Here is a 25,165-nt window from a genome sequence, read left to right as displayed (position 1 = left end):
ATGCACCGTGAGACGGTGGTGCCCGAGGGGATCTACGCGCCCACGTGGGACTTCAGCCAAGCGGTCAAGATCGTTGACCCCGGATCGCTGGTGTACCTCAGCGGCATCATGGGCTATCGCCCCGACGGCACGATGCCCGACGGCATCGTCGCGCAGTCGGAACAGCTCTGGCAGAACCTCGGAGCCGTCATGGCCGCTGCGGGTGGCACTCTGGCCGACATCATCAAGGTGACGGTCTACGTCGGCGAGAGCTACCTGGACCACCGCGCCGAACTGCGTGCCGTGCGCTCGCAGTACTTCTCGGAGCCCTTCCCGGCCAGCACACTCGTGCAGGTCGCCGGCTTCGCGAATCCCGAGTACCTCATCGAAGTCGAGGCGGTTGCCGCGCTCGCCTGATTGACACCGCCAGAGGCGGGCACCTCTTATCACACAGGGGTGCCCGCCTGTGTCATGCCTGCTGACGTGCCGGACGCTGCGTCTGGTTCGTGCAGGGGAGCCTTGGGACCTGCCTCGGCGCTGCGCCGCGAAGCGTGGGAGACCCAGGTGCAGCAGGGCTGGCTTTGGCCGTGGGCGAGGGGGAGAGCGGAGGTCGAACGACGACACTCTCAGACACGAAGAAGGGGGCCGGACGTCGTCTCGACGTCCGGCCCCCTTATGATGCGGAGGGACCCAGCGGGTGAATCTCTCAGGTGCTTGCTACAGCTCTACGGGTAGGCGATCTCGCTGGGTCCTTCGTTGTCGATGCCCAGCAGCTCCTGAGCCTTCAGCAGGTAGCCGAGGTCGACGTTCTCATCGAAGTCGAGCGGCTGCAGGCTCTGGGTGTCGATCGTGATCTGCCAGGCCTCCTCGTCCACGTAGAGGTTCGGGCAGGCCAGGTGGCCGTCGAGAACCCACGGGTTGTCCTGCACGCGCAGGTCGGCGACGTCGAAGTCAGCGGCCTCGAAGATGTCGAGCACCTCGTCCTTGTTCGTCGGGACCTCGCCGGCGCTGGGGGCCACCATGAAGTCGACAGCCTTCATCGTCGCGCGCAAGAAGCGCACGGCGCTGTTGGGGTTCTCCTGCAGCCATGCCGAGCCGGCCATGTGGAAGTCGTTCGCCCAGTTCTGCAGCGACTCCACCACGATGTTCGCCCCGTACTCCTCGAGCGCCGGACGGTCGTCGCCGTAGAACGGGATCAGGCTGACCCGGTCGTTGACGAAGAACTCGCGCCAGGTGGCCGAGTCGGGGCCGGGATAGACGATCTCGACGTTGACCGTCGAGAGGTCCCAACCGGCTTCCTTGAGTGCGAGTGCACGCTGGAACTCGGCGGGGTCACCAGCCTGACCAGCGAGCACGACGGCGGTGCCATCGAGTTGCTCGACCGAGGTGATGTCGGGCTGCACGGCGAAGTCGAAGTTCTGGCGGCAGTAGTGACCACTGAGCAGCTCGGCCTCGACGCCACCGCGAATCGCCTCGATCACGGTGCCGGCGCTGTCGACGCCGATGTCGGCACTTCCGCTCGACACGGCAGCGGCGACGTTGTCGGCGGTGATCACCTCGACGGTGAGACCCTCCTCCTCGTACCAGCCCTTCGCCGTGGCGACCTCGTACATCGAGTACATCGTGATGTCGGGGAAAGGGATGGCGACGGTGATGTCGGCGTCTTCGGCGGGACCGATCTCGCCTTCGGGGAAGGTGACCCCACCGGCCGGTTCTTCGGTTCCGGGGTCGGCCGGGGCGGTGCAGCCGGCCAACAGCGCTGCGGCGGAGACGCCGGCGACGACGGCGACTCCCCACTTGCGGGACAGTGTGCTCATGTGTCTCCCATTCCTGTACAGGGGCATGACGCGTGACCGGGGTGGGGGAGCGTCGTTGCCCGAATGCTGGATACGGTATCCAGAATGTGGTTTCCTGTCTACGTACGGTCACCAAATCGTGATATGCCGCGTGCCAGCCTCGGGCCAGCCGCGCCGTAGACAGGAGGCGTCGATGCAGCCGAACACTGCTGATCGGGGGATGGATGAGCTCCGATCGCGCATCGCTGCCGACCCGGAGGCGGGCATCATGCGTCCGTGGTTGCGCGCGACGATCGTGGAGGGCGTGCATGGTGCAGCCGAGTTCGAGCAGTACGGGCGGTCGCACCGATTCGAGAGCGATGAAGCGATCGAGCGCGGAGGTTCCGGCTCTGCGCCGAGCCCCCTGCGCTATCTGCTCGCCGCCCTCGCGTTCTGCTCGCAGGGCTGGATCGCGAAAGAGTTCGCCGAGCGGTCGGTCGACGCACGCACCGACACCGTGGATGCTCGCACCATGATCGACATGGCGGGCGAGCTCGGCATCGGTGCCGCGGCGCCGCACCCGCCGTGGTTCGTGCTGGACATCGCGTGCGCGTCCGACGCCGTCGACGACGGCGCGCTGATCGAGGCCGTCCGCGCAGGAGTGGCTCGGTGCCCCGTGGCCTCGCTGCTCGCCGCGGCGGTGCCACTGAGGCTGCTCGTGCGGCAAGGGGACAGCATCCTGCTGGATGAACGCGAGGACAGTATGCGCAGTGACGACGAGCGCGAGCTGTCGCGATGACTGAGGTGACGCTCCTGCGGGGCGGGTACGTGCTGACCCTCGACGACGAGCTCGGCGAGATACCCGACGCCGACGTGCTGCTCATTGACGGCGGCATCGCGGAGGTCGGCGTCGACCTGCAAGCGCCCGAGGGTGCCGACGAGGTCGACTGCCGCGGCATGCTCGTGATGCCAGGATTCATCGACACGCATCAGCACCTCTGGAACTCGTTCTTCCGGGGTCTCACCACGGGGGTCGGCGAGCGTGCCTACTTTCCGGTGAAGCGCCGGCTGGCAGCGCTCGTCACTGCCGATGACACTGCGGCGGCGACGCTCGCGGCATTGTGGGAGTCGGCAGCAAGCGGCATCACGTCTGTCGTGGACTGGCACCACAACCTGCGTTCCCCTGACTATGCCGAGGCGACGGCGGCCGCGCATCGAGTGAGCGGTCTTCGCACGCGGCTCGCCTATGGCAATCCCGACGCCTGGGACGCGACCAGGACGGCCGATCTCGACGACCTCGAGCGATGGGCGAGCGCCGGAGTCGGGCCATTGAGCGATCTCGGGCTCGCCGTGCGTGGGCCCACCCGTTCTGAGCCGGCGGTGCTCGCCGCCGAGTGGGAGGCGGCAGCACGCCTCGGGCTGCCGATGACCATGCACATGGGCGGTCGTCGATCCGACGTCGACCGCTATGCCGATCTTCGCGCGATGGATTCTGCGGGTCTTCTCGTGCCGGCGCTTCAGGTCGTTCACGCGGTCGATGCCGACGAGGAGGAGCTGAGATTGCTCGCTCATCGAGGTGTCTCCATCTCGCTGAGTCCTGCGACCGAGCTCGGATCGATGGGGGCACCTCCGATCGTCGCTGCCCTCGATGCCGGAGTGCAGCTGAGCCTGTCGACCGACTCGCTCGCGCTGCCCGCTCGCGCCGACATGTTCGAGCAGATGCGCACGGTGGTCCGCCTCGGCAACGCTCGTGGTGGCGCCCCTGTGACCCCTCGCACGGCGCTGTCGCTCGCGACGCGCGAGGGCGCCCGCGACCTGGGGTGGGACCACGTGGTCGGACGGGTGCGGCCGGGGCTTCGGGCTGACATCGTGGTGGTGGATGCTCGACGACTCGGATTCGCCGTCGCTCTCGACCCCGTGCTCTCGCTCGTCATGGCCTGCGGTGTCGAAGACGTGCATCATGTCCTCGTGGATGGCCGTTGGGTGAAACGTGGGGGAGTCGACCTCACCGGGCTCGACGCCGCGCGAGCACGGTCGCACGCTGCGCTGCGCGCACTACTCGCCCGCGCAGGCTGGGCGGTCGGAGGAACGGGCGAGGGGGACGTCGCGGTGGCTGGACAGGGAACCGAGTAATGGATACTGTATCCAGAAAGGGCGATGCGGCTCACGCTCGCCCCCTCGCCATCGGAGGCTCATGCTCGCCGCACTGCTGACCGCGCACGGTCTCGAGCGACTAGCAGTGTCGCCCGTACCGCTTCCGGTGCTCCGCGCCGGCGAGGTACTGGTCGAAGTCGAGGCGCTGGGCGTCAATCAACTGGACCTCAATGTCATCGCTGGCATCGGTCCCGGGGCGTCCGCCGCTTTGCCCCGCATTCCTGGCATCGATCCGGTCGGCGTGATCCACGCCGTCGGTCACGGCGTCAACGCCGCCCGAATCGGTGAGCCTGTCGTTGTCAAGCCGAACATCCCGTGCGGTTCATGCGACTTCTGCAGTCGCGGGTCTGAGGCGCGCTGCCCTCAGCAGACCGTGATCGGCGTGCATCGCGACGGCGGAGCAGCCGAGTACGTCGCCGTGCCTGCCGCCAGCGCCATCCCGCGCGGTGAGCTCGATGCGGCGCTCGCCGTCGGCATGCTTCACAGCCTCCCCATCGTGCTGCAGGCGCTTCGCGCGGCCGGCGATGTGCACACGGGGCAGACGGTCGTCATCTCCGGCGCGACAGGGGTCCTCGGTGACGTCGCGGCGCAGTACGCGCGACACCGCGGAGCGCGAGTCGTGGCCGTCTCCCGTCGACCCGCCCCCGCACTCGACGGAGTCGAATCGATCGTGGCGGATTCTTCGGAGATCGTCGCCCGCGTGCGCGAGCTCGCACCCGACGGAGTCGACCTCGCACTCGACACGACCGGGAGCGCCGATGTCGCGAGCGCTCTGCTCGGTGTGCTCGGCTGGGGCGCAACGCTCTCCGTGTGCTCGGCGAGTGTCTCCACCGATCTGCGGGTAGACCTCCGCCGCTTCTACCTCGGTCGGCACCGTCTCGTCGGCTCGGCAAGCGCCGACTACGCCGATATCCGTGATGCCATTGCGCTCACCGCGTCGGGTGCCGTCGTGCCTCGTATCGACAGCCGCTACCCGCTCGCCACGATCACCAGCGCCTACGAGCGCTTCTCGCACCCTGACCGACTCGGAAAGGTCGTCATCGATGTCTCCTGATCCCACGCCGGCTGGCCCGCTCGCCGGCATCCGTGTCATCGAGCTCGGCCAGTACATCGCCGGACCCTACGCGGCGAAGCTGCTGGGCGACATGGGCGCCGATGTCATCAAGGTCGAGGCGCCCGAGGGCGACCCGATGCGCCGGTGGGAGGGCAAGTCGGGCTACAGCCCGCAGTTCGCCGCCTACAACCGCAACAAGCGATCCATCGTGCTCGATCTCAAGAGTGCTGAGGGGCTGGATGCCCTTCTCGCGCTCGCGGACGACGCCGACATCCTGCTCGAGAACTTCCGGCCGGGTGTTGCCGACCGACTCGGCTTCGGCCCGGCCGTGCTCGCCGCCCGCAACCCGCGACTCATCACCTGCGCCATCACGGGGTTCGGGCCAACCGGTCCCCTCGCCAGCCGACCCAGCTATGACACCGTGATCTCGGCTGTCGGCGGCATGTACAGCCAGATCGTGCCCGCCGAGTCGGTGCGCCCGCTCGGCCCGGCATTCTCCGACCTCCTCGCGGGCCAAGCCGCAGCGCAGGCGGTGCTCGCCTCACTCGTCGCTCGGGCTTCGAGCGGCCGGGGCGAGAGCATCTCTGTGCCCATGGTGGGCGCTCTCATCGACTTCCTCACCGAGTCGGCCTCGACTTATCTGCAGACCGGTGCCATCTCGCACCCCGACTCGCGACCTCGACGCGCGCAGGCATACGGATTCACCGATGTCGATGGCCGTGCCTTCATCGTGCACTTGTCGGTGCCGGAGAAGTTCTGGACGGGACTGCTCGAGGTCGTCGAGCGACCCGACCTCGCGACCGACGATCGTTTCTCGTCTCGCGAGGGCCGTGTGCGCCACTACGACGAGCTCGACGCCGAGCTCAAGGCCGTCATGAGCACGCGCACGCGCGCCGAGTGGTTCGCCAGGCTCGAGGCGGCTGACATCCCTCACGGGCCGCTCAACACGGTGGCCGACCTCTTCGACGATCCGCAGATCGCGTCGATGGGGCTCGTTGAGAGCCTCGAACTGCCGGACGGCAGCACGATTGACATCCCTCGTCACTCCGTCGACTTCTCACGGTCGAAGCGCCCTGTGTATCGAGCCGCACCACTGCTCGGTGCCGATACCGACGCCGTGCTGACCGATCTCGCTACTCAAGGAGCCCTCTCGTGAGCATTCCCGACGACCTCGTCGCGATCGACGTGCACACCCACCCGCAGACGGCGGAGTTCATCGCCGCCATGGGGCAGCGCCACGCGCAGATGTCGAAGCACTTCGGCCGCGAGCGGCCCGTCGTGAGCTTCGCGGAGCAGGCAGATGCCTATCGCGAGCGCAAGATGATGGCCGTCATCGTCAACTCTGACTCCGAGACTACGAGCGGCATCAAGGGTGCGCCGAACGACCTGTTGGGCCGAGCGCAGGCCGAGCATCCCGATGTCTTTCTCGCCTTCGCCGGCATCGACCCCTGGAAGGGTGTTGCGGCGATCGAAGAGATCAAGCGCATGCACGGCGAGTACGGCATCAAGGGCGTCGGCGAACTCAACCCCTCGCGGCAGAAGTTTCTCGCAAACGACCCCCGCTTCTCCCCGCTGTGGCAGACCTGCAGCGATCTCGGGCTCGTCGTGATGTTCCACAGCGGCTTCCCGGGCGCGGGCGCCGGAACGCCGGGTGGTGGAGGCTACCGTCTCGAGAACGCGAAGCCCGTGCCCTACATCGATGACGTCGCCGCCGACTTCCCCGACCTCAAGATCATCAGTGCGCACCCTGCGTGGCCATGGCACCTCGAGAACCTCGCGATGGTCTGGCACAAGTCGAACGTGTACCTCGACCTCTCGGGCTGGGCGCCGAAGTACCTTCCGCCGGAAGTCGTGCGATACGCGGACTCCCTCATCAGCGACCGCGTGCTCTTCGGCTCCGATTGGCCCGTCATGACCGCCGACCGCTGGATGGACGAGTTCGAGGCGCTGCCCTTCAAACCGGAGTCGCGACGCAAGATCCTGCTCGACAACGCACGCACGCTCTTCGGGCTGTAATTCACTCGACCTCTCGACGAAAGGACACGCGATGGCACAGCTCGTGATGGCCGCGGCGACGCCGCACAATCCGTTGCTCTGGCGCACCATGCACGAGCCGATGCCCGACGATCTGCGGGGCGTCGCCGACAACTTCGCTCTTATCGGGCGCACGATGCGTGAGCTCGGCGTCGACGTCATCGTCGAGGTGGGAACCGACCACGTGCGCCAGTTCTACTCCGACAACTGCCCGGCGTTCATCATCGGCAAGGCCGACAGCTACCACGGCACCTTCGAGAACGAGGTGCGGACCTTCGGCATGGAGTACTGCGAAGTGCAGGGCCACCGTGAGCTCGCCGACCACATCGCAGGTCGCACCGTGCTCACCGATGCGATCGACTTCGCGGTGAGCCACGAGTGGAGGCTCGACCACGGCTTCATCATCCCGCTCGCCTACACGACTCCCGACTTCGACATCCCCGTCGTGCCGATTCACGTCAATGCGACGCTCCCGCCCCTGCCACGGCCCGAGCGGTTCGCGGTGCTCGGCCGCCACATCGCCGAGAGTGTGCGCACCTGGGAGTCCGACGCGCGCGTTGCTCTGTTGACGTCCGGTCACATGGCCACCGAAATCGGCGGCCCGCGGCAGTTCATGGGCGCGGGCTCGCCCGATCCTGACTTCGATCGCGATGCCGTGCGGTGGTTCCGTGACGGAGACCTCGAAGCCGCCATCGCCGGGTGCACCTACGAACGCATCATGGCGGCGGGCAACGTCACCTACCAGCACGTCAACATCATCGCGGCGCTCGCCGCGATGGATGGCCGCCCTGCTGACCTCGCTGAGGCCACTGAGTCGCGCTACGCGTCGAGCCCTTTCTTCCTGTGGAGGAACGCATGAGCAAGTACATGATCAACAAGCTCATGCGAGCTATCGAGATGAGCGACTCCGCCGTCGTCGCCTATGTCGGCGACACGGAAGCCTTCGTCGACGCTTGGCTCGCGGGCGGGGCGGGGCCCGACTCGGTCACGGACGACCGCGCGTTGACCCCGGAGGAGCGCGCCGCGTTCATTGCCCGCGATGAGGCCGAGCTCTATCGACTCGGCGCGCATCCCTATCTCTTGTGGCACTTCATCGAAGCGGTGTGGGTGCATGAAGTGCCCTGGCCGGACCTCAACGAGCGCTACCGCGAAGCGGTTCGCCCTCATGGCTACCCTGACTACGTCTGTTGAGCATGTCGCGCTGGACCGTCATCGTGCCGGTGCGCGGTACTGCCCGTTCGAAGACACGGCTCTGCCTGGCCGGCTTTGACTCCTCGATGCTCGGCGCCGCCTTCGGACTCGATGTGGCTGAAGCGGCCGCGACGGCGACGTTGGTTCAGCACGTCGTGGTGACGACGGCGTCTCCCTACCTCGCAGCGGCCGCTGCCGATCGGGGAGCACGCGGACTTCTCGACGACGGGCCAGGCACTCTCAACGAGGTGGTCTCGCGGGCGGTCGATCGGGTGCGAACGGCCAACCCTCTTGCCAACGTTGCGGTCCTCATGGGGGACGTGGCGATGGTCACCCCAGCAGACATCGACCAGTCGTTGACGATGGCGGCCAAGCACTCCCGCGCATTCGTCGCCGACCGTGACGACGAGGGCACGGTCATGCTCACCGCACGAAAGGGATACCCGCACCGACCGAGGTTCGGTCAGGCCTCCCGCTCGGCGCACCTGGCCGCGGGCTACTGCGAGATCGTGCTCGATGAGGAGGCCCGCATTCGCCACGACGTCGACACCTCCAGCGACCTTGCTGTTGCCTTCAGGCGGGGTATGGGATCTGAAGTGACCCGCCTGTTGACCACCGAGTTGCGTGGCGAGTCTGCGCTGACCTAGCTGCTCGCCAACGAGCAGACGCACGGCATGAACCATCTCGCGTAACACGAGCGGAACACGGGCATAACCCGGCCGGAATGCGTCGGGCCTAGCGTCAGAACCCTCGACGAACCGGGGGTGACGGCTCATGGCCGACATGCAGCACGAAACGACGATCGCGCCGCCGCAACCCGCGTCGCCGCCACCACCCGCGCCGCCGGGCTGGACGGGTGCCGCGATGGCGATCCACGCCGTGCGCCGCATGCCCACGCCGATGATCGTCAGCCTGCAGCCGGCCGGGCACGAGCCGATGCTCATCGACATGCGCGGGTACGTGTTCCAGTGGCCGACTCCCCTCGAGCAGTTCCCGGATGACCCCGCCACGGTCGCGATCGGAACGCGCGCGATTCGGGATGCGGAGCCCGCGTTCGCGGGAGACGACTTCGTCGACCACCCGCCCGCCTTCGCCGGGGCTTCGCTCGAGCCCGTGCTGTGGCTCATCGGCACGCGAGCCTTCGGGGGAGCGCGCGCCTCGTGGCTGCGGGCGGGCGACCGCTACCGTCTCTACCGCTGGCCCGACTTCGGGCTGCTGCCGATGACCCAGGAGCAGCAGCGCATCGTCAGGGCGAGCGCGGCGGGGTTCGCCGTCGTGGAGAAGATCGCGCAGCGCGCCAGGGTCGAGGTCGAGGCCGCTCAGCGCGTCATCAACGCCCTGAGCCTCATGGGGCTGCTGCGCCGGCACGCGGCGGCGAACGCCGCTCCCGACGCCCCGCCGCCGCCACCCGTGGGGTCGATCCCCGGGCGGTGATTCGGGCGCCTGGTAGCCTGGACGACGGCCTCGACGCGCCGTGCGGTGCTCGAAGTCGGACTCAGGGGAACCCAGACGCATGCCGAAGCACCTCCACCGCAGCACTCGGCCGGCCTATCGCCGGCATGGCTGGTCGACCCCGCGCACCGTCTTCACGTCAATCATCGCGGGCCTCGTCATCATGGCGTCGCTCGGATTCTCGACGCCGACGCAGGCAGAGCTCTTCGCCGCCTATGTCGACGAGAACGCGCAAGAGCTCGTCGCCGTCTCGTCGCCCGAGATCATCCCGGTCGTCGAACGGCACGACTTCAGTGCGACGCCCGGCTACGAGACCTTCATCGCCGGCGGAACCAACCACGACTGGGCCAAGCTCGTGCTGCTCATGGGGGGCTTTCCGCTCACCGAGGGCAACGTCACGGTCGTGACGCGGTGGATGCGGCAAGAGAACTTCGTCGACAGCTGGTGGAACCGCAACAACCCGCTCAACAACGGCTGGGGCTCGGGCGGTGGCGGGGGCACGGGCCGTTACGTCGACCTCGTGGATGCTGCGGCGAACGCCGCCGAAGCGCTCAACACCCTGCCCCGCTACAGCGAGATCGTGGCGACGCTGCGCGCGTCGGCGCCGACGGAGCAGGTCGAGCGCGCGATCTGGTTCTCGGGCTGGGCGACGGGCATGTACAAGAACGGCCAGCACTGGTCGTACGCTCCCGTGCCGGTGGTGACCGCGCCACCGAGCGCCTGGGGCCGGTAGGCCCCAGACGCCCGGCTCAGCGCGGGCATCAGCGCGGCGGCAGGGTCAGCAGCGCATCGCGCTGCATCGACCGCTCGCGGCGTTCGTTCGCCTGGGCCATCCGCACGCGGCGGGCCCGTTCGTCGCGGTCGTCGAGCAGCCGCGGGCGACGGCTCCACGCCACGAGCGCGACGCCGAGGCGCAGCGCGAGGCGATCGATGAGACGGACGCGTCGCGTCGGAGCGCGGTGCTGAAGCGTCGGACTCGGGGGGTGCTGCTGCTGGCGACCCGGTCGGGTCGTCGACATGGTGGTGTTCATCAGAAGGGTGTCCTCACTGCGATCGGGCGCAGGATTGTGGCGCCCGGTAATCCGGATGCTCCGCTCATGGCGGGGCGGGGGAAGGCGACCCGCGCACAGCGCACGAGCCGCTCGTGAGCCCTGCAGGATGCGGCCGAGATCAGGCGCACCCGGCAGAGCCGTGGCGGATTCGAGAGAGTTCGAATCGGGCTTCGAGAGCGTCGCCACCGGCAGAGAGCGGGCGGCAGAAACGCGGCTGCCCGATCAGGCGGTGAGAACGCCGACGAAGCCGGCGGTGGTGGGAATCATTCCCTGAGTGGATCGAATCAACACGCTCGGCCTCCTTTCGTCTTCTGGCGCTCGACGAACTTACCCGCAGCGCGTCGCCCGACGCAAGCGCGAATCCCGGGCGTGTCGCACTGTTCACCGATTCGTTACGCTGGCGCCATGACCCAGGCCTCGTCTCCCACCGTCGATCAGCGCCGACCGACGGGGGTGACCGTGATCGGTGTGTTCGCCTACGTCGGCGGCATCGTCGATATCGTCGGGGGCTCGATGCTGCTCGTTCTGGTGACCGGTGCTGCGCTCGTCGCCAACCCTGTTCCGGGCGGCTTCCTGACGGCGATCTCGATCATCGTCGCGGGCATCGTCGTGGTCGCCGTGGCGGGTGCGCTGCTGCGCGGCAGCGGCCTCGGGCGCTGGATCGTGACGGTCGTGCGCGTCGTCTCGCTCGTGGGGCAGATCGTGGCGCTCACCTCGGGTGGGGTGGCGCTCGTCGCGGGCATCATCAGCGTCACGATCTCGGTCATCGTGCTCTCGTGGCTGTGGACGCCACGGGCGAACGCGTACTTCGCGCTCGAGCGGATCCCCCGCTGATCGCCCGTTCTCGTCAGGCGCGCGCGATCGCGTAGTCCGCGCCCACGCCGGTTCGCGCCGGCATTCGGCCATCCCGCAGCCGCGCGAGGCCCTCGATCACGAGATCGACCATGAGCGCGTACTCCTCGTCGTGGTCGTGGTGCTCGCGGATCGTGCGCGTGATGCCCGGGTACTCACTCGCGAGCGCCCCATCGTAGAGCTCCCTCACCCGGTCGCCGAGGGCCACGGCGGACGGCCGCCGGGCCTGCTGGGCCGTGAACCCCATGATGGTGCCGTCGACGATGTGCAGCCCGTGGTGGGCAAGCTGGGCAGTGAACCCGGCGTCGAGCAGGGCGGTGGTGATCGTTTCGGCGTAGCGCAGCCGGCCGTCGCCCACGCTCGGGCGGTTCGCCACGAGCTCGACGGCCCAGGGCCGTGCCATGAGCGAGTCGTGTGCGCGGTGCATGACGGCCGCCAGCCGAGCTCGCCAGTCGGTGATGCTCGCATCGTGCTCATCGATCCAGCCGCGCACGATCGCATCGACCATCGCATCGAGCAGGGCCTCCTTGCTCGCGACGTGGCGGTACAGCGACATCGCCTCCACCCCCAACTCGGCGCCGAGGCGACGCATGCTGAGCGCGTCGAGACCGTGCGCGTCGGCGAGGGCGAGCGCGGCCTGCAGCACGCGGTCGTGGCTCAGGGCATCCCGGGGCGGGGTCATGCGGTCTCCTTGACAGGCCGGGCGGTCATCGATAACTTACGGCGTAAGCATACACTGTAAGCACGCCGTCACGCCCCCGAGGAGCCCGCCATGAAGTCGATCGTCGCCACCACCTACGGCGGCCCTGAGGTGCTGCGGGCGGTGGATGCTCCGCCCCCCGTCGCAGCCGAGGGCCAGGTGCTCGTGCGCGTGGCCGCGAGCTCGGTCAACCCGCTCGACTGGCACGAGCTGCGCGGCATGCCCTACCTGGTTCGGATCGCCCGAGGCCTGCGCGCCCCCAAACCGCGCGGCCAGGCGATGGGGTCTGACGTCGCGGGTGTCGTCGAGTCGGTGGGCCCGGGCGTCCCGCGGTTCACCGTCGGCGACCGGGTGCTCGGCTTCGGACTCGGCGCCTGGAGTGAGCTCATGGTGGTGGGCGAGGCGGGCCTCGTGCACGTGCCCGACGGCCTGCCGTTGACGGATGCGGGCGGAGTCGGCGTCGCGGCGATCACGGCGCTGCAGGGCCTGCGGCGGGGCGGGCTCGTCGCGCCGCTCACCTGGGCCCCGGGCGAGGTCGAGCCGATGCGGCCGCGCGTGCTGATCATCGGCGCCTCCGGCGGAGTGGGCACGTTCGCGGTGCAGATCGCCAAGCTGCTCGGCGCGCACGTGACCGCGGTCACGAGCACGCGCAACCTCGAGCTTGTCGCGCGCCTCGGGGCCGACGACGTCATCGATTACACGACGACGGAGGTGACGCAGGGGCTGCCGCGGTTCGACCTCGTCTTCGAGCTCGCTGGCAATCGTCGCGGGCGCGATCTAGCGCGCATCCTGACCCCGACCGGCGCTCTCGTGTCGTGCGGCGCCCCGCGCGGCCAGTGGGTCGGTCCGCTCGTCGGCCCAGCGGTCCTCGCGGTGCGCTCGTGGTTCTCGCGGCGCACGTTCACGTCATTCCTCGCCAAGCGCGACACGGCCGACCTGCAGCAGCTCGCCGACTGGCTCGGCACGGGAGCGTTGCGGGTGGTCGTCGACGAGGTCTACCCAGTCGAGCGCATCGCCGACGCGGTCGCGCACGCCGAGGCCGGCCACGCCCGCGGCAAGGTCGTCGTCACTCTCTGACAGCACGGTGTCACGGTGTGGCCGTGATGCTCGCACTCGTGCACACTCGGGTGATGGCAGAGACGCAACCCGAACTGAGCACCGTGCTCCGACGACGCGTTCGGGCTTCGCCCGCCGATGTGTTCGCCGACTGGACGGTGGCCGAGCGGCTCGACTGGTACCTGAACCCCGAGAACCGGTCACGAGCGACCGTGCCGATCACCGTCGATCTGCGGGTCGGCGGCGCGTGGTGCGTGCCGATGATCGTTGACAGCACCACCGCGTACGTCACCGGCGGTGTGTACCGGCAGATTCAGCCGCGCCGCGCGCTGCGCTTCGCGTGGGGGGCTCGGCCCGGCTGGCCCGACCCCGATGACGGGTTCGAGGGTGCTCTCGTGCTGGGGGAGACTGGCGGGCAGACCGACATGGAGTTCACGCTCTCGTGGGCCGCGCCTTCGGGCACCGACGTCGCAGGGTGGTCCCAGTGCGTCGCCGGGTGGGGCAGCACGATCGACCGCCTGGTCGATCGCTACGGGTAAAGGGAGGACGATCATGTCGTTTCAGGCATACCTCGACGCAGTCGAGGTGAAGACGGGCAAGACGCCCCGCGAGCTCATCGCAGAGGCGGGTGCGCTCGGCTATGACGATTCAGGCGTGAAGGCCGGCGTCATCGTGCAGTGGCTCGCCGACGACTACGGCTTGGGCCGCGGTCATGCGATGGCGATCGTGCACGTCATCAAGAAGGGTGCGACGATCGACGCGAAGCACGTCGGGTCGGGCGGCACGCATAGCGACGCCAGTGACACGCTCTGGCTCGACGGGGTCGCGACGAAACCGCAGTAGCACGGTCGTCGGCCGTCGCGCCTACGCTGACGGTGTGGTCGCGAACTCCGACAAGCCGGTGATGCTCTTCGAGCGCGTCGAGGCCTGGGAGGAGTGGCTCGAGGCGCATCCGGACCACCCCGGGGTGCGCCTGAAGATGCGCAAGAAGCGCTCGACCGCCCCCGGCATCACCTACGACGAAGCGCTCGAGTCGGCGCTGTGCTTCGGCTGGATCGACGGGCAGATCTACGGGCTCGACGACGACTACTCGCTGCAGGTGTTCACGCCGCGGCGCCCTCGCTCGGTGTGGTCGCAGCGCAACGTCGGCATCATCGAGCGCTTGACCGAGGCGGGCCGCATGCGCCCACCGGGCCTCGAACAGGTGGAGCGGGCGAAGGCCGACGGTCGGTGGGATGCCGCCTACAGCCAGAAGGGCATGGTCGTGCCCGCCGACCTGCAGGCCGCGCTCGACGCCTCACCTGCGGCGTCAGCGACCTTCGCGGCGCTCAGCGCCCAAGCCCGGTTCGGCATCGTGTTCCGCCTTGCCGGCGTCGTGCGCGCCGAGACGCGGTCGCGCAAGCTGTCGGGCTACATGGAACGGCTCGCGCGCGGCGAGTCGCCGATCTGACGCGTGCGGTTGGCCCCGCGCGCGCGACCGGGCAGAATCTCGGGATGACCGAGCCGACCCGCACTGCACTATTGCCGCGCGGCGATCGTCGCCAGCTGCTCGTGCCCTCGTGCGGTGACTGCCTTGCGCTCTGCTGCGTCGCGCTGGCCTTCACGCGCTCTGCCGATTTCGCGCACGACAAGCCGGCGGGCGAGCCGTGCCGCAACCTCGCCGATGATCGCTCGTGCACGATTCATGCCGAGCTGCGCCCGCGGGGCTACCGCGGGTGCTCGGTCTACGACTGCTTCGGTGCGGGCCAGCGGCTCTCGCAGGCGGCGGTCGACAGTGCTCCGGATACGCGCACGGCCCGCACGGCCCTCTACGCCGCCCTGCCGATCGCCCGGGCCCTGCACGAGCTGCAGTGGTGGCTCGCCGAGGCCCTCGCCCACCCCGATGCGGGGCCGCAGCGCCGCGCGCTGCTCGATGCCGCCGAGGCGACGCAGCGCCTCGGCGGCGCCGGGCCCGAGGCGTTGCTCGCGCTCGACCTCGATGCCGTGCGAGCCTCGGTGCTGCCGCTGCTCGCCGAGCTCGCCGCCGCCGCGCGTCGCGGCCTGCCGGCCCCGACGCGCGTGCGCGGTCGCACCCTCGGCCCGCGCGCCGACCTGCTCGGCGCGCGGCTCGACGGTGCCGATCTGCGGGGTGCCGACCTGCGCGGCGCTCTGCTGATCGCCGCATCGTTGCGGGGTGCCGACCTGGCGGCCACCGACCTGCTCGCGGCGGATCTGCGCGATGCCGACCTCTCGGGTGCCGACGCGAGCGCGGCACTGTTCCTGACGCAGCCCCAGGTGACGGCCGCGATGGGCGACGCGTCGACACTGCTTCCGCCGGGCATCCGCCGCCCCGATCACTGGGTCGCAGCGCACCGCGACTGATCGATCACCCGGTCGAGACGGGCACCTCGATCGCCCCGGTGCGCGCCTCGCGGTCGCTGCGGTCCTTCCTCAGTGCCGTGCCGCCGATGATGAGGGCGCACGCGATGATGACGAGGTTCTTGACGATGTACTGGCCCTCGAGCGTGAGGCCCCACGGGATGACCGTGAACGTCACCTCGGGCAGCAACACGAGCGGCAGGAAGGTCGCTGGCATCTGCGGGATGAGCAGGAGCAGGGCCACCCGGGTGAGCGGGGGGAACAGGAACGCCACGCCGATCGCGACCTCCCACAGGCCGATGAGCGGAATGATGATCTCGGGTGTCAGCCAGTAGATCGTCGCCGCGACCAGGTCGTAGGCGGGGCTCAGCTCGCCGATCATCTTGAGCGCGCCGAACCAGATGAAGACGATGCCCAGGGCGAGTCGGGCGAACTTGATGCCGAACGCGTCCATCGTCCAGACGACGAGCCGGTCGAAGCGCTCGAGCAGGGCGGTGATGGTGGGCATGGCTCCTCTTCCGGGTCGGTGCTTCGACGCTAGGCGAGGCTCCTGGGCGCGGGATGCTCGCGCGGTGTGCACCGGCTGACCGAGGCGGTAGCGTGTGGCCATGACGCCGTCGATCGCCGTTCCGACTATCAGTCTCGACCGCGACCCGAGCGTCGTCGGGCGCGAGTTCGACGAGACTCTGCGCACGGTCGGCTTCTTCCAGGTCGTCGACCACGGGGTCGACCCCGCGGTGGCCGATGCCGCGTGGAGCGCGGCGCGCGCCTTCTTCGATCTGCCGCTCGCCGACAAGCTCGCCGTCGAGCGGACCGCCGGCGGGCTCTACGGCTATTTCCCGATGCGCAGCGAGTCGCTCGCGGCCTCGCGCGGCGACATCACGCCGGGCGACCTGAAGGAGTCGTTCAACATGGGGCCGGGCATCCGCCCCTCGTTCTCGCCGGTCGACGAGACGGAGGCCGCGCTGTTCACGGCGAACGTGTGGCCCGCCGCGCTGCCGGATCTGCAGTCGACGTGGCAGGCGTACTACGCCGAGATGAGTGCCCTCGCCGAACGACTGATGGGCATGTTCGCGCTCGGGCTCGACCTCCCGGCCGACTACTTCGCGCGGTCCATCGACGCGAGCCCCAGCGCCCTGCGGGCCATCAACTACCCCGAGCAGACGCACGCGCCCGAGCCGGGGCAGTTGCGCGCGGGAGCCCACACCGACTACGGAACGCTCACGATCCTCCGCCAAGAGCCTGGTCGCGCGGGTCTCGAGGTGCACGACGCCGCGACCGAGTCGTGGGTGCCGATCCCCCCGGCGGAGGGCGCGCTCGTCATCAACATCGGCGACCTCATGGCCCGCTGGACGAACGACCGCTGGACCTCGACCCTGCACCGCGTGGTGAATCCGGATGCCGAGGCTGGGTCGAGCGCCGCCGCGAGCCAGCGCCGCCAGAGCATGCCGTTCTTCCACAACGCGAACTACTCCGCCATCGTCGAGTGCCTGCCCTCCTGCCTCGCCGCGGGGGAGTCGCCGCGCTACGAGCCCGTCATGGCGGGCCCGCACCTCGCCGGCAAGTCGACGAAGAGCGTGGCCCCGACCGCATGACCGTGCCCGCTATCGGCTACGCCGCCGCGCTCGAGCAGCTCGCCCCACGCGAGGCGGTGCGGCTCGCGGCGCTCGCCGAGCAGCAGGGTTTCCGCGGCACGCTCGCGGGCGACGCGGCGCAGCCGTTCACCCCGAGCCAGGGCGAGGCGGCCTTCGTCTGGAACGTCGTCTCCGCCCTCGGCGCCCAGACGACCGGCGAGCTCGGGGTCGGTGCCCTCGCGCCGACCTTCCGGTGGCACCCCGCGCTCGTCGCGCAGGCATCCGCGACGCTCGCGAGCCTGTACCCCGACCGGCACTGGCTGGCGCTCGGCAGCGGGGAGGCGATCAGCGAGCACATCGTCGGCGGCTACTGGCCCGAGCCCGCCGAGCGCATCAACCGCATGTTCGAAGCGGTGACGATCATCAAGAAGCTCTTCGCCTCCGGCTCGGCTGGCCGCGACGTCAAGCACGAGGGCCGCTGGTACCAGCTCGAGTCGACCCGGCTGTGGACGAGCCCGGCGGCGCCGCCGCAGCTGCTCATCGCGACGGCCGGGCCGATCACGGCGCGCCGTGCCGGGCAGGTCGCCGATGGCCTGCTCATCGACTCGGTGCCGTTCGAGAAGCTGCCGGTGCTGCTGCAGCGCTTCAGCGAGGGGGCGCGGGAGGCGGGGCGGCGGCGCGAGGCGCCGCGGCACGCCCTGCGCCTGCACCTCTCGTGGGCGCCGACCGAGGCCGAGGCGATGCAGAACGCGCTCGCCGAGTGGCCGCAGGCGGGCATGCGCTTCGCGAAGAGCGACATCCGCTCGCCCTACGATCTCGAGCAGATCGCCAAGCTCGTGCGCCCCGACGACTTCGACGAGCGGATGCTCATCTCGAGCGACCCGGATGCGCATCGGGCGAACATCCAGCGCTACCTCGATCTCGGCATCGACCGCATCCACCTGCACAACGTCGGTCGCGACCAGGATGCGTTCCTCGAGCTCTTCGGCCGCGAGGTGCTGCCCCGCCTCACCCGCTGAGTCGTGCACCGTGCGGCGTCGGATACCTGTGCCAGAGTGTTGCTCATGAACCCGATTGCCCCCTTCGACGCTCTGTTCACTGCGATCCCGATCCTCGTGTTCATTGCGGTCGTCGTCGGAGTCACCCTTCTGATCTGGGTGATCTACACGGTCGTGTGGATGGGGGTGAGGCGCGGGCTCGAGGAGTACTACGGGCCCGGCGAGTACCGCGGCTTCACGCCCCCAGCCACCCGCGAGAGTGCCGACTCGGCGCCGCCCGCTCGTGAACGCCGGCATCGCTCCGGTCGCCTCACCCGCTGAGTGTGCCGCGCGCGGCATGTGCCGCGAACGGCACACAGCCCCCGGGGAGCACCCGACCGGGAAGAATGGGCGCATGACCGACGCGAGCGCCGCCGAACCGCCCGCCGCCGAACTGCGCGTCTGGGGCATCTCGGGGCTTCCCGAGATCACCCCGGGCGACCACCTGCCGCGCCTCGTCGCCGACGCTGCGCGGCGCGCGGGGGTCGAGCCCGGCGACATCCTCGCCGTGACGAGCAAGATCGTGAGCAAGGCCGAGGGCCGCATCGTGCACGCCGCCGACCGCGAGCAGGCGATCACCGACGAGACGGTGCGGGTGGTCGCGACGCGCGCCCGCGCCGACGGCGGCACGACGCGCATCGTCGAGAACCGTCTGGGCCTCGTCATGGCCGCGGCCGGCGTTGACGCGAGCAACACCGCCGACGGAACGGTGCTGCTGCTGCCGCTCGACCCCGACGCGAGCGCCGCGGCGATCCGCGCCGCCGTCGAGGCGTGCGTCGGTACACCGGTCGGCGTCGTCATCACCGACACGGCGGGCCGTGCGTGGCGCGAAGGGCAGACCGACATCGTGATCGGCGCGAGCGGCGTGCGGCTGCTGGACGACCTGCGCGGGTCGCGTGACGCCGCGGGCAAGCTGCTCGAAGTGACAGCCCCGGCGGTCGGCGACGAGATCGCCGCGGCGGCCGACCTCGTGAAAGGCAAGGCGAGCGGCATCCCCGTCGCAGCCGTGCGCGGGCTCGCCCGGCTCCTCGACGACGATGCGCCCGGGGCGCGCAGTCTCGTGCGCCCGCACGCCGACGACATGTTCTCGATCGGCAGCCGCGAAGCCTACGAAGACGGCTACCGTGCGGGATTCTCGGCCCACGCTCCGGAAGACCGTGACAGAGTCGAGGAATGAGCATGACGACGACGTCGGAGGTCGGGGCGCTGAGCGCTGAGCAGTTCGCGGAACTCGGAGCGGGCATCCGGCGGGCCATGAACAGCGTTCTCGACGGCAAGCCCGACGCGGTGGATGCGGCGCTCACGGTGCTGCTGGCCGAAGGGCACCTGCTCATCGAAGACGTTCCCGGCGTCGGCAAGACGATGCTCGCCCGCGCGCTCGCGCGCTGCATCGACGGCACCGTCAACCGCATCCAGTTCACGCCCGACCTCTTGCCGGCGGACATCACGGGTGTCAGCGTCTTCCGCCAGCAGCTCGGCACCTTCGAGTTCACGCCGGGGCCGGTCTTCGCCCACATCGTCATCGGCGACGAGATCAACCGCGCGAGCCCCAAGACGCAGTCGGCCCTGCTCGAGTGCATGGAGGAGCAGCAGGTCACCGTCGACGGCCGCACGCACCACCTCGAGAGCCCGTTCCTCGTCGTCGCGACGCAGAACCCCATCGAGATGGAGGGCACCTACGCGCTGCCCGAGGCGCAGCGCGACCGCTTCATGGCGCGCATCTCGATCGGCTACCCCGACGCCGAGAGCGAAGCGCTCATGGTGCGCGATCGCGAGCACGGCAGCCCGCTCGACCGAGTCGAACCGGTCGTCGATGTCGCGGGGCTGCGCCGCATGATCGCGACCGTGCGCGAGGTGTACGTGAGCCCCGCCGTCGAACGCTACGCCGTTGCCATCGCGCAGGCGACGCGCGAGGACTCCGCCCTGCGCCTCGGGGCGAGCCCGCGGTCGACGCTGCAGCTCGTGCGGGCGAGCCGCGCGCGCGCCGCCCTCGACGGCCGCGACTTCGTGCTGCCCGACGACATCGACGCGCTCGCGACCACGGTGCTCTCGCACCGCATGCTGCTGGTGCCGCGCGCGCAGCATCCCGACGGCAGCACCGTGCGCAGTGTCGACGAGGTCGTCGAGCGCATCGTGGCGGCCACGCCCGTGCCGGTGCCGACCGCGCGCGACTAGGCCCCGCTCGTGCCCCGGCTCACCGCTCGCGGCATCGCGTTCCTCGTGGTCGCGGTGGGCCTCGGCGCGCTCGCCTACGTGCTCGAGCGGCCCGAGCTGCTGCCGATCGCGGCGATCGCCGTCGCGGCCCCGCTCATCGCCCTCGCGGCCGTCGCAAGCTCGCGGCCGCGAGTGCGCGTGGGCCGGCAGCTCGAGCCCGTCGTCGCGACCGAGGGCGAGCAGGTGCAGGTGACGGTCACCGTGAGCGGACGCGCGCGGGCCGCCGAATGGGTCGAGCGCGTGCCCATGCTGCCCGGATTCGCGGGGCCGGGCCGCCTGCGCGAGGTCACGGGGGCGCGGCCCTCATCCCTCGGCTACCGCTATTGGCCCGCCCGACGGGGCCTCGCCCTCGTCGGCCCGCTGCTCATCGAGGATCGCGATCCTTTCGCGCTCGCGCTGCGGGTCACCGACACGCGCGCGGTCGTCGCGCAGCTCGTGCTGCCGGCCGTGACGCCGCTGCCCGTCGGGCCCGTTCCCGACCCGTCGACCGATGCGGGACCGCGCACCTCGCGGTCGCGCGAGCGCGCTGACGACGACGTCGTGACGCGCGAGTACCGCGATGGCGACGCCCTTCGCCGCGTGCACTGGCGCGTGACGGCGCGCCAGGGCGAGCTCATGGTGCGGCAGGACGAACCGCAGGCGGGGCCGCACGCGCGCCTTGTCGTCGACACGCAGTCGATCGGCTATCGCGACGCGCAGCTCGTGCGCGACCGACTCGCGCGCGGTCAGCGCACGGCGTCGAGCCCGACCTTCGAGTGGATCGTGCGCATGGCCGCCTCGGCCGCCGTGCACCTCGCCGAACGCGGCTACAGCGTCGAGCTTGACACCCCGACCGAGCGCGGCGCCGACGCCCCCGTCGCCGACGGCCCGGTCGGCGACGTGCTCGGCGAGCTCGCGCTGCTCGAGCTCGCGACGCGCGCCGGCGACCTTCCCGAGCGCGCCGCACCGGGCGCTCCGCCGATCGTCGTGATCGCGGGTGCCCCCGACGATCAGACCCTGCGGTGGATGCTCGCACAGCGTTCCGGCCGCGCCCCCGCCGTGGCACTGCTCGCGGGTCCGGCGGCTCCGGGCGTGCGTGCTGACGGGTCGCTCGACCCCGACCCGGTGCGGGATTCCTTCGAACGGGCCGGATGGGCCGTCGCGCGCGTGTCGATCCGGCGTGCGCCCGACGATGCCTGGCTCGCCCTGCTCGGCGAGCAGCTCGGCGACCTGCCCGACTGGGCTCTGCCGGCGGCGGTGGGTCGTGGCTGAGCGGGCCCGCACGGGCGCGGCCCTCTCGTCGTCGCGCGGCGAGCGGCGCGGTTCTGTGGCGCTCAGCAGCGTCGCCCTGCTCGCAGTCGCGGCGGCCGTCACGGCGTTCAGCGCCATCCTCGATGAGGGGCTCTGGGGTCCGAGCGTGCTCGTCGTGGTGGCGGCGGCGATCGCCGCGGCCGCCACGGCCCGACGGTTCTTGACACGGTGGCCGGTCGTCGGCGCGACGGCGGCCGCGCTGCTCGGCGCGCTGCTCGCGCTGACGGTGCAATTCGCCGCCGACACGGCGCTGCTCGGCGTCGTGCCGCTGCCGGCGACGGTCGCGCGGTTCCTCGAGCTCATTGCCGCGGGCGAGCTGTCGATCGCCGAGCAGTCCATCCCGGCGGCGGCCGATGACGGCATCCGGTTCATCATGGCGATCGGCGTCACGGGCCTCGCGATCATGACCGAGGCGGTGCTCGTGCACGGGCGCCGCCCGGCATTCATCGCGGTGCCGTTGCTGGCGATCCTCGCGGTGCCGGTCGTCCTCGCTCCGGGTGCTCTGCCCCTGCTGTCGGTGCTCGCGACAGCGGCGGCGTTCCTGCTCGCCCTGGCAGTGCACCGGCCTGCCGCGAGCGGAGGAGCCGCGGCGGCGGGGCGCGCGCTCGCCGTGGCGGCGGGGGTGCTCGTCGCCGCGCTGCTCGTGCCGCCGCTGCTGCCGCCCGTCATCGCGGGTGCCGCGCTGCCCGGTACGGGCCTGGCGGGTCTCGTGACGGGCGTCAACCCGGTGCTCGAGCTCGGCGACGACCTGCGTCGCGACACCCCCGTCACCGCGTTGCGCTATTCGACCGATGCCGACGGGGGTGTGTATCTGACGCTCTCGCACCTCGCCGACTTCGAGGGCCAGACGGTGCAGCCCGTGCTCGGCGGCGAGGCGACCGAGTCCGATCAGGTCGGGCCGCCGACGTGGCTCGGCGAGCAGGTGCCGACGAGTACCGTGAGCACGAGCATCCAGCTCGAGAATGTTCGTTCGCGCTGGGTGCCGCTGCCCGCCGCGCCGCTCGAGGTCACCGGACTCGAGGGTTCCTGGGTGGTCGACTCGCAGGGCATCACCGTCAGCGCCGTCGAGGGGTCGTTCCGCGGGGGAGAGTACGCGGTCGAGAGCCTCGTCGCCGAGCCGACCCCGCTGCAGCTGCGCGAGGCCGGTACCGCCGCCGACGGGCTCGACCGCTACCGGGCGATTCCGGAGGGGCTCGACCCGATCGTCGCTCGCACGGCCGAGGCGGTCGCCGACGCGGCCGCGGGGCCGTCGGCGTACGACCAGGCGCTCGCGCTGCAGCGGTTCTTCACGGGCGGCGACTTCGTCTACTCGGAGGAGGCCCCGGTCGAGCTCGGCTACGACGGCACCGGCGCCGACATCGTGGCCGTGTTCCTCGAGGCGCGCGCCGGGTACTGCGTGCACTATGCGGCCGCGATGACACTCATGGCGCGCACCCTCGGCATCCCCGCCCGCATCGCCGTCGGCTTCCTGCCGGGCAGCCGCAATCCGGATGTTCCGAGTGAGTTCGTCGTGAGCACCGACGATCTGCACGCCTGGCCCGAGCTGCACTTCGACGGCATCGGCTGGGTGCGGTTCGAGCCGACGCCCTCGCGCGGTGCCGTGCCCGAGTACGCGAGCGACGACGTCCCCGCGCCGGGGGAGGAGCCCGCGGTCGACCCCGAGACGGGCGAGCCGATCGAGCCGACCGCCGCGCCCAGTGCCGGGCCCGCCGAGCCGGGGGAGTCGGCGTCGCCCGAGCCCACCCCGGGCGTTGAGGGTGCGGATCCGAGCGATCTCATCGACGGCGGCAACGACGGCTCGGTCGACGGCGTGAGCGCCGCGGGGCCCCTGCAGGGCGGTGCGGATGCCCGTCCGCTCGCCGCGGTTCTCCTCGCGCTGCTCCTCCTCCTGCTGGCGGCTCCCGGTGCCGTGCGGGCCCGACGTCGCGCCCGCCGTCGCCGGTCGCCGGATCCGCTCGACCGCTGGCGCGAACTGCGTGACACGGCGCGCGACCTCGGGCTGCCCGCCGAGGAGTCGAGCACGCCGCGCGCGCTCGCCGCCGCGTGGGCGGCCCGATGGCCGAATGACGAGCATGCCCCGGCGCGCGCCGACGCGCTCGACCGCGTGCGCACGGCCCTCGAGCACCGGGCCTACGCGCAGCCCGGCGGGCGCGTCGATGCGCCCGAGATCGACGGGCTGCTCGGGGCGCTGCGGCGCTCCGCACCGCGGTGGCGCCGGGTCGTGGCGACCGTCGCACCCGTGTCGTTGCTCGACCGCACGCCCGCCGATGAGCGGCTGCTCGCCGCCGCGCTCACGACCTAGGCTGGGCCGGTGTCTGCGCTCGTCTCGCTCGTCGTCCCCGTGCGCGACGCCGCGAGCGCGAAGAGCCGACTCGCCGCCGACGGCGGTGCCGAGGCGCATGCCCGGCGCGCGGCCCTCGCCGCGGCGATCGCGCTCGACACCGTATCGGCGGCCCGTGCCGCGCGCCAGGTCGGCGAGCTCATCGTCGTGGGCGCGCTGCCGCAGCCGATCGAGGGCGTGCGCGTCGTCGACGACCCCGGCTTCGGGCTGCTCGTCGCGATCGGCGCCGGGCTCGCCGCTGCCGACCCTGCGGCGCCGACGGCCGTGCTGCTCGGCGACCTGCCGGCCCTGCAGCCCGAAGATCTCGATGCCGCCCTCGTCGCCGCGAGCGAGCACCACTGGGCGTTCGTGCCCGACGCCGAGGGCGAGGGCACGACGCTCGTCGTCGCTTCAGCGGCGCTGCCGCACTCTCTGCGGTTCGGCCCCGGTTCGGCCGAGCAGCACCGCGACGCGGGCTACGTTGAGCTCGAGATCCCCGAGCGCTCGGGGCTGCGCCGCGACGTCGACACGCTCGAGCAGCTCAGCGCCCTCGGCCTGCTCGCCGAGTCGGGGGTCGTGCTGCTGGGTCCGCACACGAGCGCGCTGCTGTAGCTCCGGCGCGCTGCTGCAGCTCAGGGGTTCAGCGGTACTCCTCCGGCGGGCCCTGCTCGGCGTTGGTCGGCTCCATCCAGAACGGGTCCCAGTAGTGGCCGTCCGGGTCCTGGAAGGCCCGGCTGTACATGAAGCCGAGGTCGCGCGGCTCGAGGGCCGAGCCGCCGGCCTCGACCGCGCGGTCGACGAGGGTGTCGACCGCGTCACGACTGTCGCAGCTCAGCGCGTACTGGGCGCCGATCGCCGAGCGAGCATCCGCCACCGCATGGCCGGGAATGAAGCTGCCGAAGAACTCGTGGGTCAGCAGCATGACGAAGATCGTGTCGCTCACGATGACGCAGGCGCCGTCGTCGTTGGAGAAGAGCTCGTTGATCGAGTAGCCGAGCGCCTCGTAGAACGCGCGGGAGCGGGCCAGATCGGCCACGGGCAGGTTGATGAAGACCATGGTGGACATGGGCACC

Annotated in this window: 31 protein-coding genes; 25 read left to right on the top strand and 6 right to left on the bottom strand. The window is 70.7% G+C overall.

Annotated features, from left to right (window positions below):
* Window positions 1–396 (top strand): RidA family protein, encoded by a 396-nt coding sequence (locus NNL39_RS01460; protein WP_255159942.1) that lies wholly within the window; start codon window positions 1–3, stop codon window positions 394–396.
* Window positions 397–704: 308 nt separating this feature from the next.
* Here NNL39_RS01460 and NNL39_RS01455 read toward each other — a convergent pair whose 3' ends face one another.
* A complete protein-coding gene (locus tag NNL39_RS01455) occupies window positions 705–1,796 on the bottom strand; it encodes an ABC transporter substrate-binding protein (protein WP_255159941.1) in 1,092 nt (363 codons plus the stop codon).
* 199 nt (window positions 1,797–1,995) lie between these two features.
* On the opposite strand from NNL39_RS01455, the gene NNL39_RS01450 reads away from it, so the two are divergent.
* A complete protein-coding gene (locus tag NNL39_RS01450) occupies window positions 1,996–2,553 on the top strand; it encodes an OsmC family protein (protein ID WP_255159940.1) in 558 nt (185 codons plus the stop codon).
* Window positions 2,550–3,887 carry an amidohydrolase family protein gene (locus NNL39_RS01445; RefSeq protein WP_255159939.1) on the top strand — a complete coding sequence of 446 codons (1,338 nt, stop codon included), beginning with the start codon at window positions 2,550–2,552 and terminating at the stop codon, window positions 3,885–3,887. The genes NNL39_RS01450 and NNL39_RS01445 overlap by 4 nt, the downstream gene beginning before the upstream one ends.
* A 100-nt stretch (window positions 3,888–3,987) precedes the next feature.
* Here NNL39_RS01445 and NNL39_RS01440 read toward each other — a convergent pair whose 3' ends face one another.
* Window positions 3,988–4,170, bottom strand: a complete 183-nt coding sequence (locus tag NNL39_RS01440; RefSeq protein WP_255160973.1) for a hypothetical protein — start codon at window positions 4,168–4,170, stop codon at window positions 3,988–3,990.
* Here NNL39_RS01440 and NNL39_RS01435 point away from each other — a divergent pair.
* From NNL39_RS01435 to NNL39_RS01400, 8 genes are all read left to right on the top strand, one after another.
* The gene (locus tag NNL39_RS01435) at window positions 4,084–4,962 is read left to right on the top strand and encodes an alcohol dehydrogenase catalytic domain-containing protein (protein WP_255160856.1); all 879 of its coding nucleotides are present in this window, start codon (window positions 4,084–4,086) and stop codon (window positions 4,960–4,962) included. The two genes, NNL39_RS01440 and NNL39_RS01435, sit on opposite strands and share 87 nt — an antisense overlap.
* Window positions 4,952–6,118 carry a CaiB/BaiF CoA transferase family protein gene (locus NNL39_RS01430; RefSeq protein ID WP_255159938.1) on the top strand — a complete coding sequence of 389 codons (1,167 nt, stop codon included), beginning with the start codon at window positions 4,952–4,954 and terminating at the stop codon, window positions 6,116–6,118. Before NNL39_RS01435 ends, NNL39_RS01430 begins: the two co-directional genes overlap by 11 nt.
* Window positions 6,115–6,978 (top strand): amidohydrolase family protein, encoded by an 864-nt coding sequence (locus NNL39_RS01425; RefSeq protein WP_255159937.1) that lies wholly within the window; start codon window positions 6,115–6,117, stop codon window positions 6,976–6,978. The genes NNL39_RS01430 and NNL39_RS01425 overlap by 4 nt, the downstream gene beginning before the upstream one ends.
* Window positions 6,979–7,009: 31 nt before the next feature.
* Window positions 7,010–7,855 (top strand): DODA-type extradiol aromatic ring-opening family dioxygenase, encoded by an 846-nt coding sequence (locus NNL39_RS01420; RefSeq protein ID WP_255159936.1) that lies wholly within the window; start codon window positions 7,010–7,012, stop codon window positions 7,853–7,855.
* Window positions 7,852–8,187 carry a hypothetical protein gene (locus NNL39_RS01415; protein WP_255159935.1) on the top strand — a complete coding sequence of 112 codons (336 nt, stop codon included), beginning with the start codon at window positions 7,852–7,854 and terminating at the stop codon, window positions 8,185–8,187. The genes NNL39_RS01420 and NNL39_RS01415 overlap by 4 nt, the downstream gene beginning before the upstream one ends.
* 2 nt (window positions 8,188–8,189) lie before the next feature.
* Complete coding sequence (gene cofC, locus NNL39_RS01410) at window positions 8,190–8,834, top strand: 2-phospho-L-lactate guanylyltransferase (RefSeq protein WP_255160855.1); 645 nt, start codon at window positions 8,190–8,192, stop codon at window positions 8,832–8,834.
* Window positions 8,835–8,961: 127 nt separating this feature from the next.
* Entirely contained in the window at window positions 8,962–9,621 is a 660-nt protein-coding gene (locus NNL39_RS01405; protein WP_255159934.1) for a hypothetical protein, read from the top strand.
* 79 nt (window positions 9,622–9,700) lie between these two features.
* A complete protein-coding gene (locus NNL39_RS01400; RefSeq protein WP_255159933.1) occupies window positions 9,701–10,372 on the top strand; it encodes a hypothetical protein in 672 nt (223 codons plus the stop codon).
* A 28-nt stretch (window positions 10,373–10,400) separates the two neighbouring features.
* On the opposite strand, the gene NNL39_RS01395 is transcribed toward NNL39_RS01400, so the two are convergent.
* On the bottom strand, window positions 10,401–10,658 hold the full coding sequence (locus NNL39_RS01395) for a hypothetical protein (RefSeq protein WP_255159932.1): 258 nt from the start codon (window positions 10,656–10,658) through the stop codon (window positions 10,401–10,403).
* A gap of 438 nt (window positions 10,659–11,096) precedes the next feature.
* Here NNL39_RS01395 and NNL39_RS01390 point away from each other — a divergent pair, with 438 nt between their 5' ends.
* Window positions 11,097–11,525, top strand: coding sequence for a hypothetical protein (locus tag NNL39_RS01390; RefSeq protein WP_255159931.1), 429 nt, complete (start codon window positions 11,097–11,099; stop codon window positions 11,523–11,525).
* A gap of 13 nt (window positions 11,526–11,538) precedes the next feature.
* Here NNL39_RS01390 and NNL39_RS01385 read toward each other — a convergent pair whose 3' ends face one another.
* Window positions 11,539–12,225, bottom strand: a complete 687-nt coding sequence (locus NNL39_RS01385) for a TetR/AcrR family transcriptional regulator (RefSeq protein WP_255159930.1) — start codon at window positions 12,223–12,225, stop codon at window positions 11,539–11,541.
* Window positions 12,226–12,315: 90 nt separating this feature from the next.
* Here NNL39_RS01385 and NNL39_RS01380 point away from each other — a divergent pair, with 90 nt between their 5' ends.
* The 5 genes from NNL39_RS01380 (at window position 12,316) to NNL39_RS01360 (ending at window position 15,660) form a co-directional block, all read left to right on the top strand.
* Window positions 12,316–13,320, top strand: coding sequence for an NAD(P)-dependent alcohol dehydrogenase (locus tag NNL39_RS01380; protein WP_255159929.1), 1,005 nt, complete (start codon window positions 12,316–12,318; stop codon window positions 13,318–13,320).
* An 83-nt stretch (window positions 13,321–13,403) separates the two neighbouring features.
* Complete coding sequence (locus tag NNL39_RS01375; RefSeq protein ID WP_255159928.1) at window positions 13,404–13,838, top strand: SRPBCC family protein; 435 nt, start codon at window positions 13,404–13,406, stop codon at window positions 13,836–13,838.
* A gap of 13 nt (window positions 13,839–13,851) precedes the next feature.
* Entirely contained in the window at window positions 13,852–14,142 is a 291-nt protein-coding gene (locus NNL39_RS01370) for a DUF4287 domain-containing protein (RefSeq protein WP_255159927.1), read from the top strand.
* Window positions 14,143–14,176: 34 nt separating this feature from the next.
* Window positions 14,177–14,749 (top strand): YdeI/OmpD-associated family protein, encoded by a 573-nt coding sequence (locus NNL39_RS01365; RefSeq protein ID WP_255159926.1) that lies wholly within the window; start codon window positions 14,177–14,179, stop codon window positions 14,747–14,749.
* A gap of 44 nt (window positions 14,750–14,793) precedes the next feature.
* Window positions 14,794–15,660 carry a pentapeptide repeat-containing protein gene (locus tag NNL39_RS01360; RefSeq protein ID WP_255159925.1) on the top strand — a complete coding sequence of 289 codons (867 nt, stop codon included), beginning with the start codon at window positions 14,794–14,796 and terminating at the stop codon, window positions 15,658–15,660.
* Window positions 15,661–15,664: 4 nt separating this feature from the next.
* Here the strand turns inward: NNL39_RS01360 and NNL39_RS01355 are convergent, their stop codons facing one another.
* The gene (locus tag NNL39_RS01355; RefSeq protein WP_255159924.1) at window positions 15,665–16,165 is read right to left on the bottom strand and encodes a hypothetical protein; all 501 of its coding nucleotides are present in this window, start codon (window positions 16,163–16,165) and stop codon (window positions 15,665–15,667) included.
* A 100-nt stretch (window positions 16,166–16,265) separates the two neighbouring features.
* On the opposite strand from NNL39_RS01355, the gene NNL39_RS01350 reads away from it, so the two are divergent.
* From NNL39_RS01350 to cofC (NNL39_RS01315), 8 genes are all read left to right on the top strand, one after another.
* Window positions 16,266–17,252, top strand: coding sequence for an isopenicillin N synthase family dioxygenase (locus NNL39_RS01350; protein ID WP_255159923.1), 987 nt, complete (start codon window positions 16,266–16,268; stop codon window positions 17,250–17,252).
* Window positions 17,249–18,250 (top strand): TIGR03557 family F420-dependent LLM class oxidoreductase, encoded by a 1,002-nt coding sequence (locus NNL39_RS01345; protein WP_255159922.1) that lies wholly within the window; start codon window positions 17,249–17,251, stop codon window positions 18,248–18,250. The genes NNL39_RS01350 and NNL39_RS01345 overlap by 4 nt, the downstream gene beginning before the upstream one ends.
* A 45-nt stretch (window positions 18,251–18,295) precedes the next feature.
* Window positions 18,296–18,550: a hypothetical protein gene (locus NNL39_RS01340; RefSeq protein WP_255159921.1), complete on the top strand. Its 255-nt coding sequence runs from the start codon at window positions 18,296–18,298 to the stop codon at window positions 18,548–18,550.
* A gap of 73 nt (window positions 18,551–18,623) precedes the next feature.
* The gene (gene cofE / locus NNL39_RS01335) at window positions 18,624–19,445 is read left to right on the top strand and encodes a coenzyme F420-0:L-glutamate ligase (RefSeq protein ID WP_255159920.1); all 822 of its coding nucleotides are present in this window, start codon (window positions 18,624–18,626) and stop codon (window positions 19,443–19,445) included.
* Between the two features lie 2 nt (window positions 19,446–19,447).
* Window positions 19,448–20,443 carry an AAA family ATPase gene (locus NNL39_RS01330; protein ID WP_407665131.1) on the top strand — a complete coding sequence of 332 codons (996 nt, stop codon included), beginning with the start codon at window positions 19,448–19,450 and terminating at the stop codon, window positions 20,441–20,443.
* Between the two features lie 9 nt (window positions 20,444–20,452).
* Entirely contained in the window at window positions 20,453–21,733 is a 1,281-nt protein-coding gene (locus NNL39_RS01325) for a DUF58 domain-containing protein (protein ID WP_255159919.1), read from the top strand.
* Window positions 21,726–24,074: a DUF3488 and transglutaminase-like domain-containing protein gene (locus NNL39_RS01320; protein ID WP_255159918.1), complete on the top strand. Its 2,349-nt coding sequence runs from the start codon at window positions 21,726–21,728 to the stop codon at window positions 24,072–24,074. The genes NNL39_RS01325 and NNL39_RS01320 overlap by 8 nt, the downstream gene beginning before the upstream one ends.
* A gap of 9 nt (window positions 24,075–24,083) precedes the next feature.
* The gene (cofC, locus tag NNL39_RS01315; protein ID WP_255159917.1) at window positions 24,084–24,704 is read left to right on the top strand and encodes a 2-phospho-L-lactate guanylyltransferase; all 621 of its coding nucleotides are present in this window, start codon (window positions 24,084–24,086) and stop codon (window positions 24,702–24,704) included.
* Between the two features lie 28 nt (window positions 24,705–24,732).
* On the opposite strand, the gene NNL39_RS01310 is transcribed toward cofC (NNL39_RS01315), so the two are convergent.
* Window positions 24,733–25,158, bottom strand: coding sequence for a VOC family protein (locus NNL39_RS01310; protein ID WP_255160853.1), 426 nt, complete (start codon window positions 25,156–25,158; stop codon window positions 24,733–24,735).
* Between the last annotated feature and the right edge of the window lie 7 nt (window positions 25,159–25,165).

The organism is Microcella humidisoli (assembly GCF_024362325.1).
GTDB lineage: Bacteria > Actinomycetota > Actinomycetes > Actinomycetales > Microbacteriaceae > Microcella > Microcella humidisoli.
Note: the sequence above shows the minus strand (reverse complement) of the source record. Positions and strands in the feature narration are given on the sequence as shown.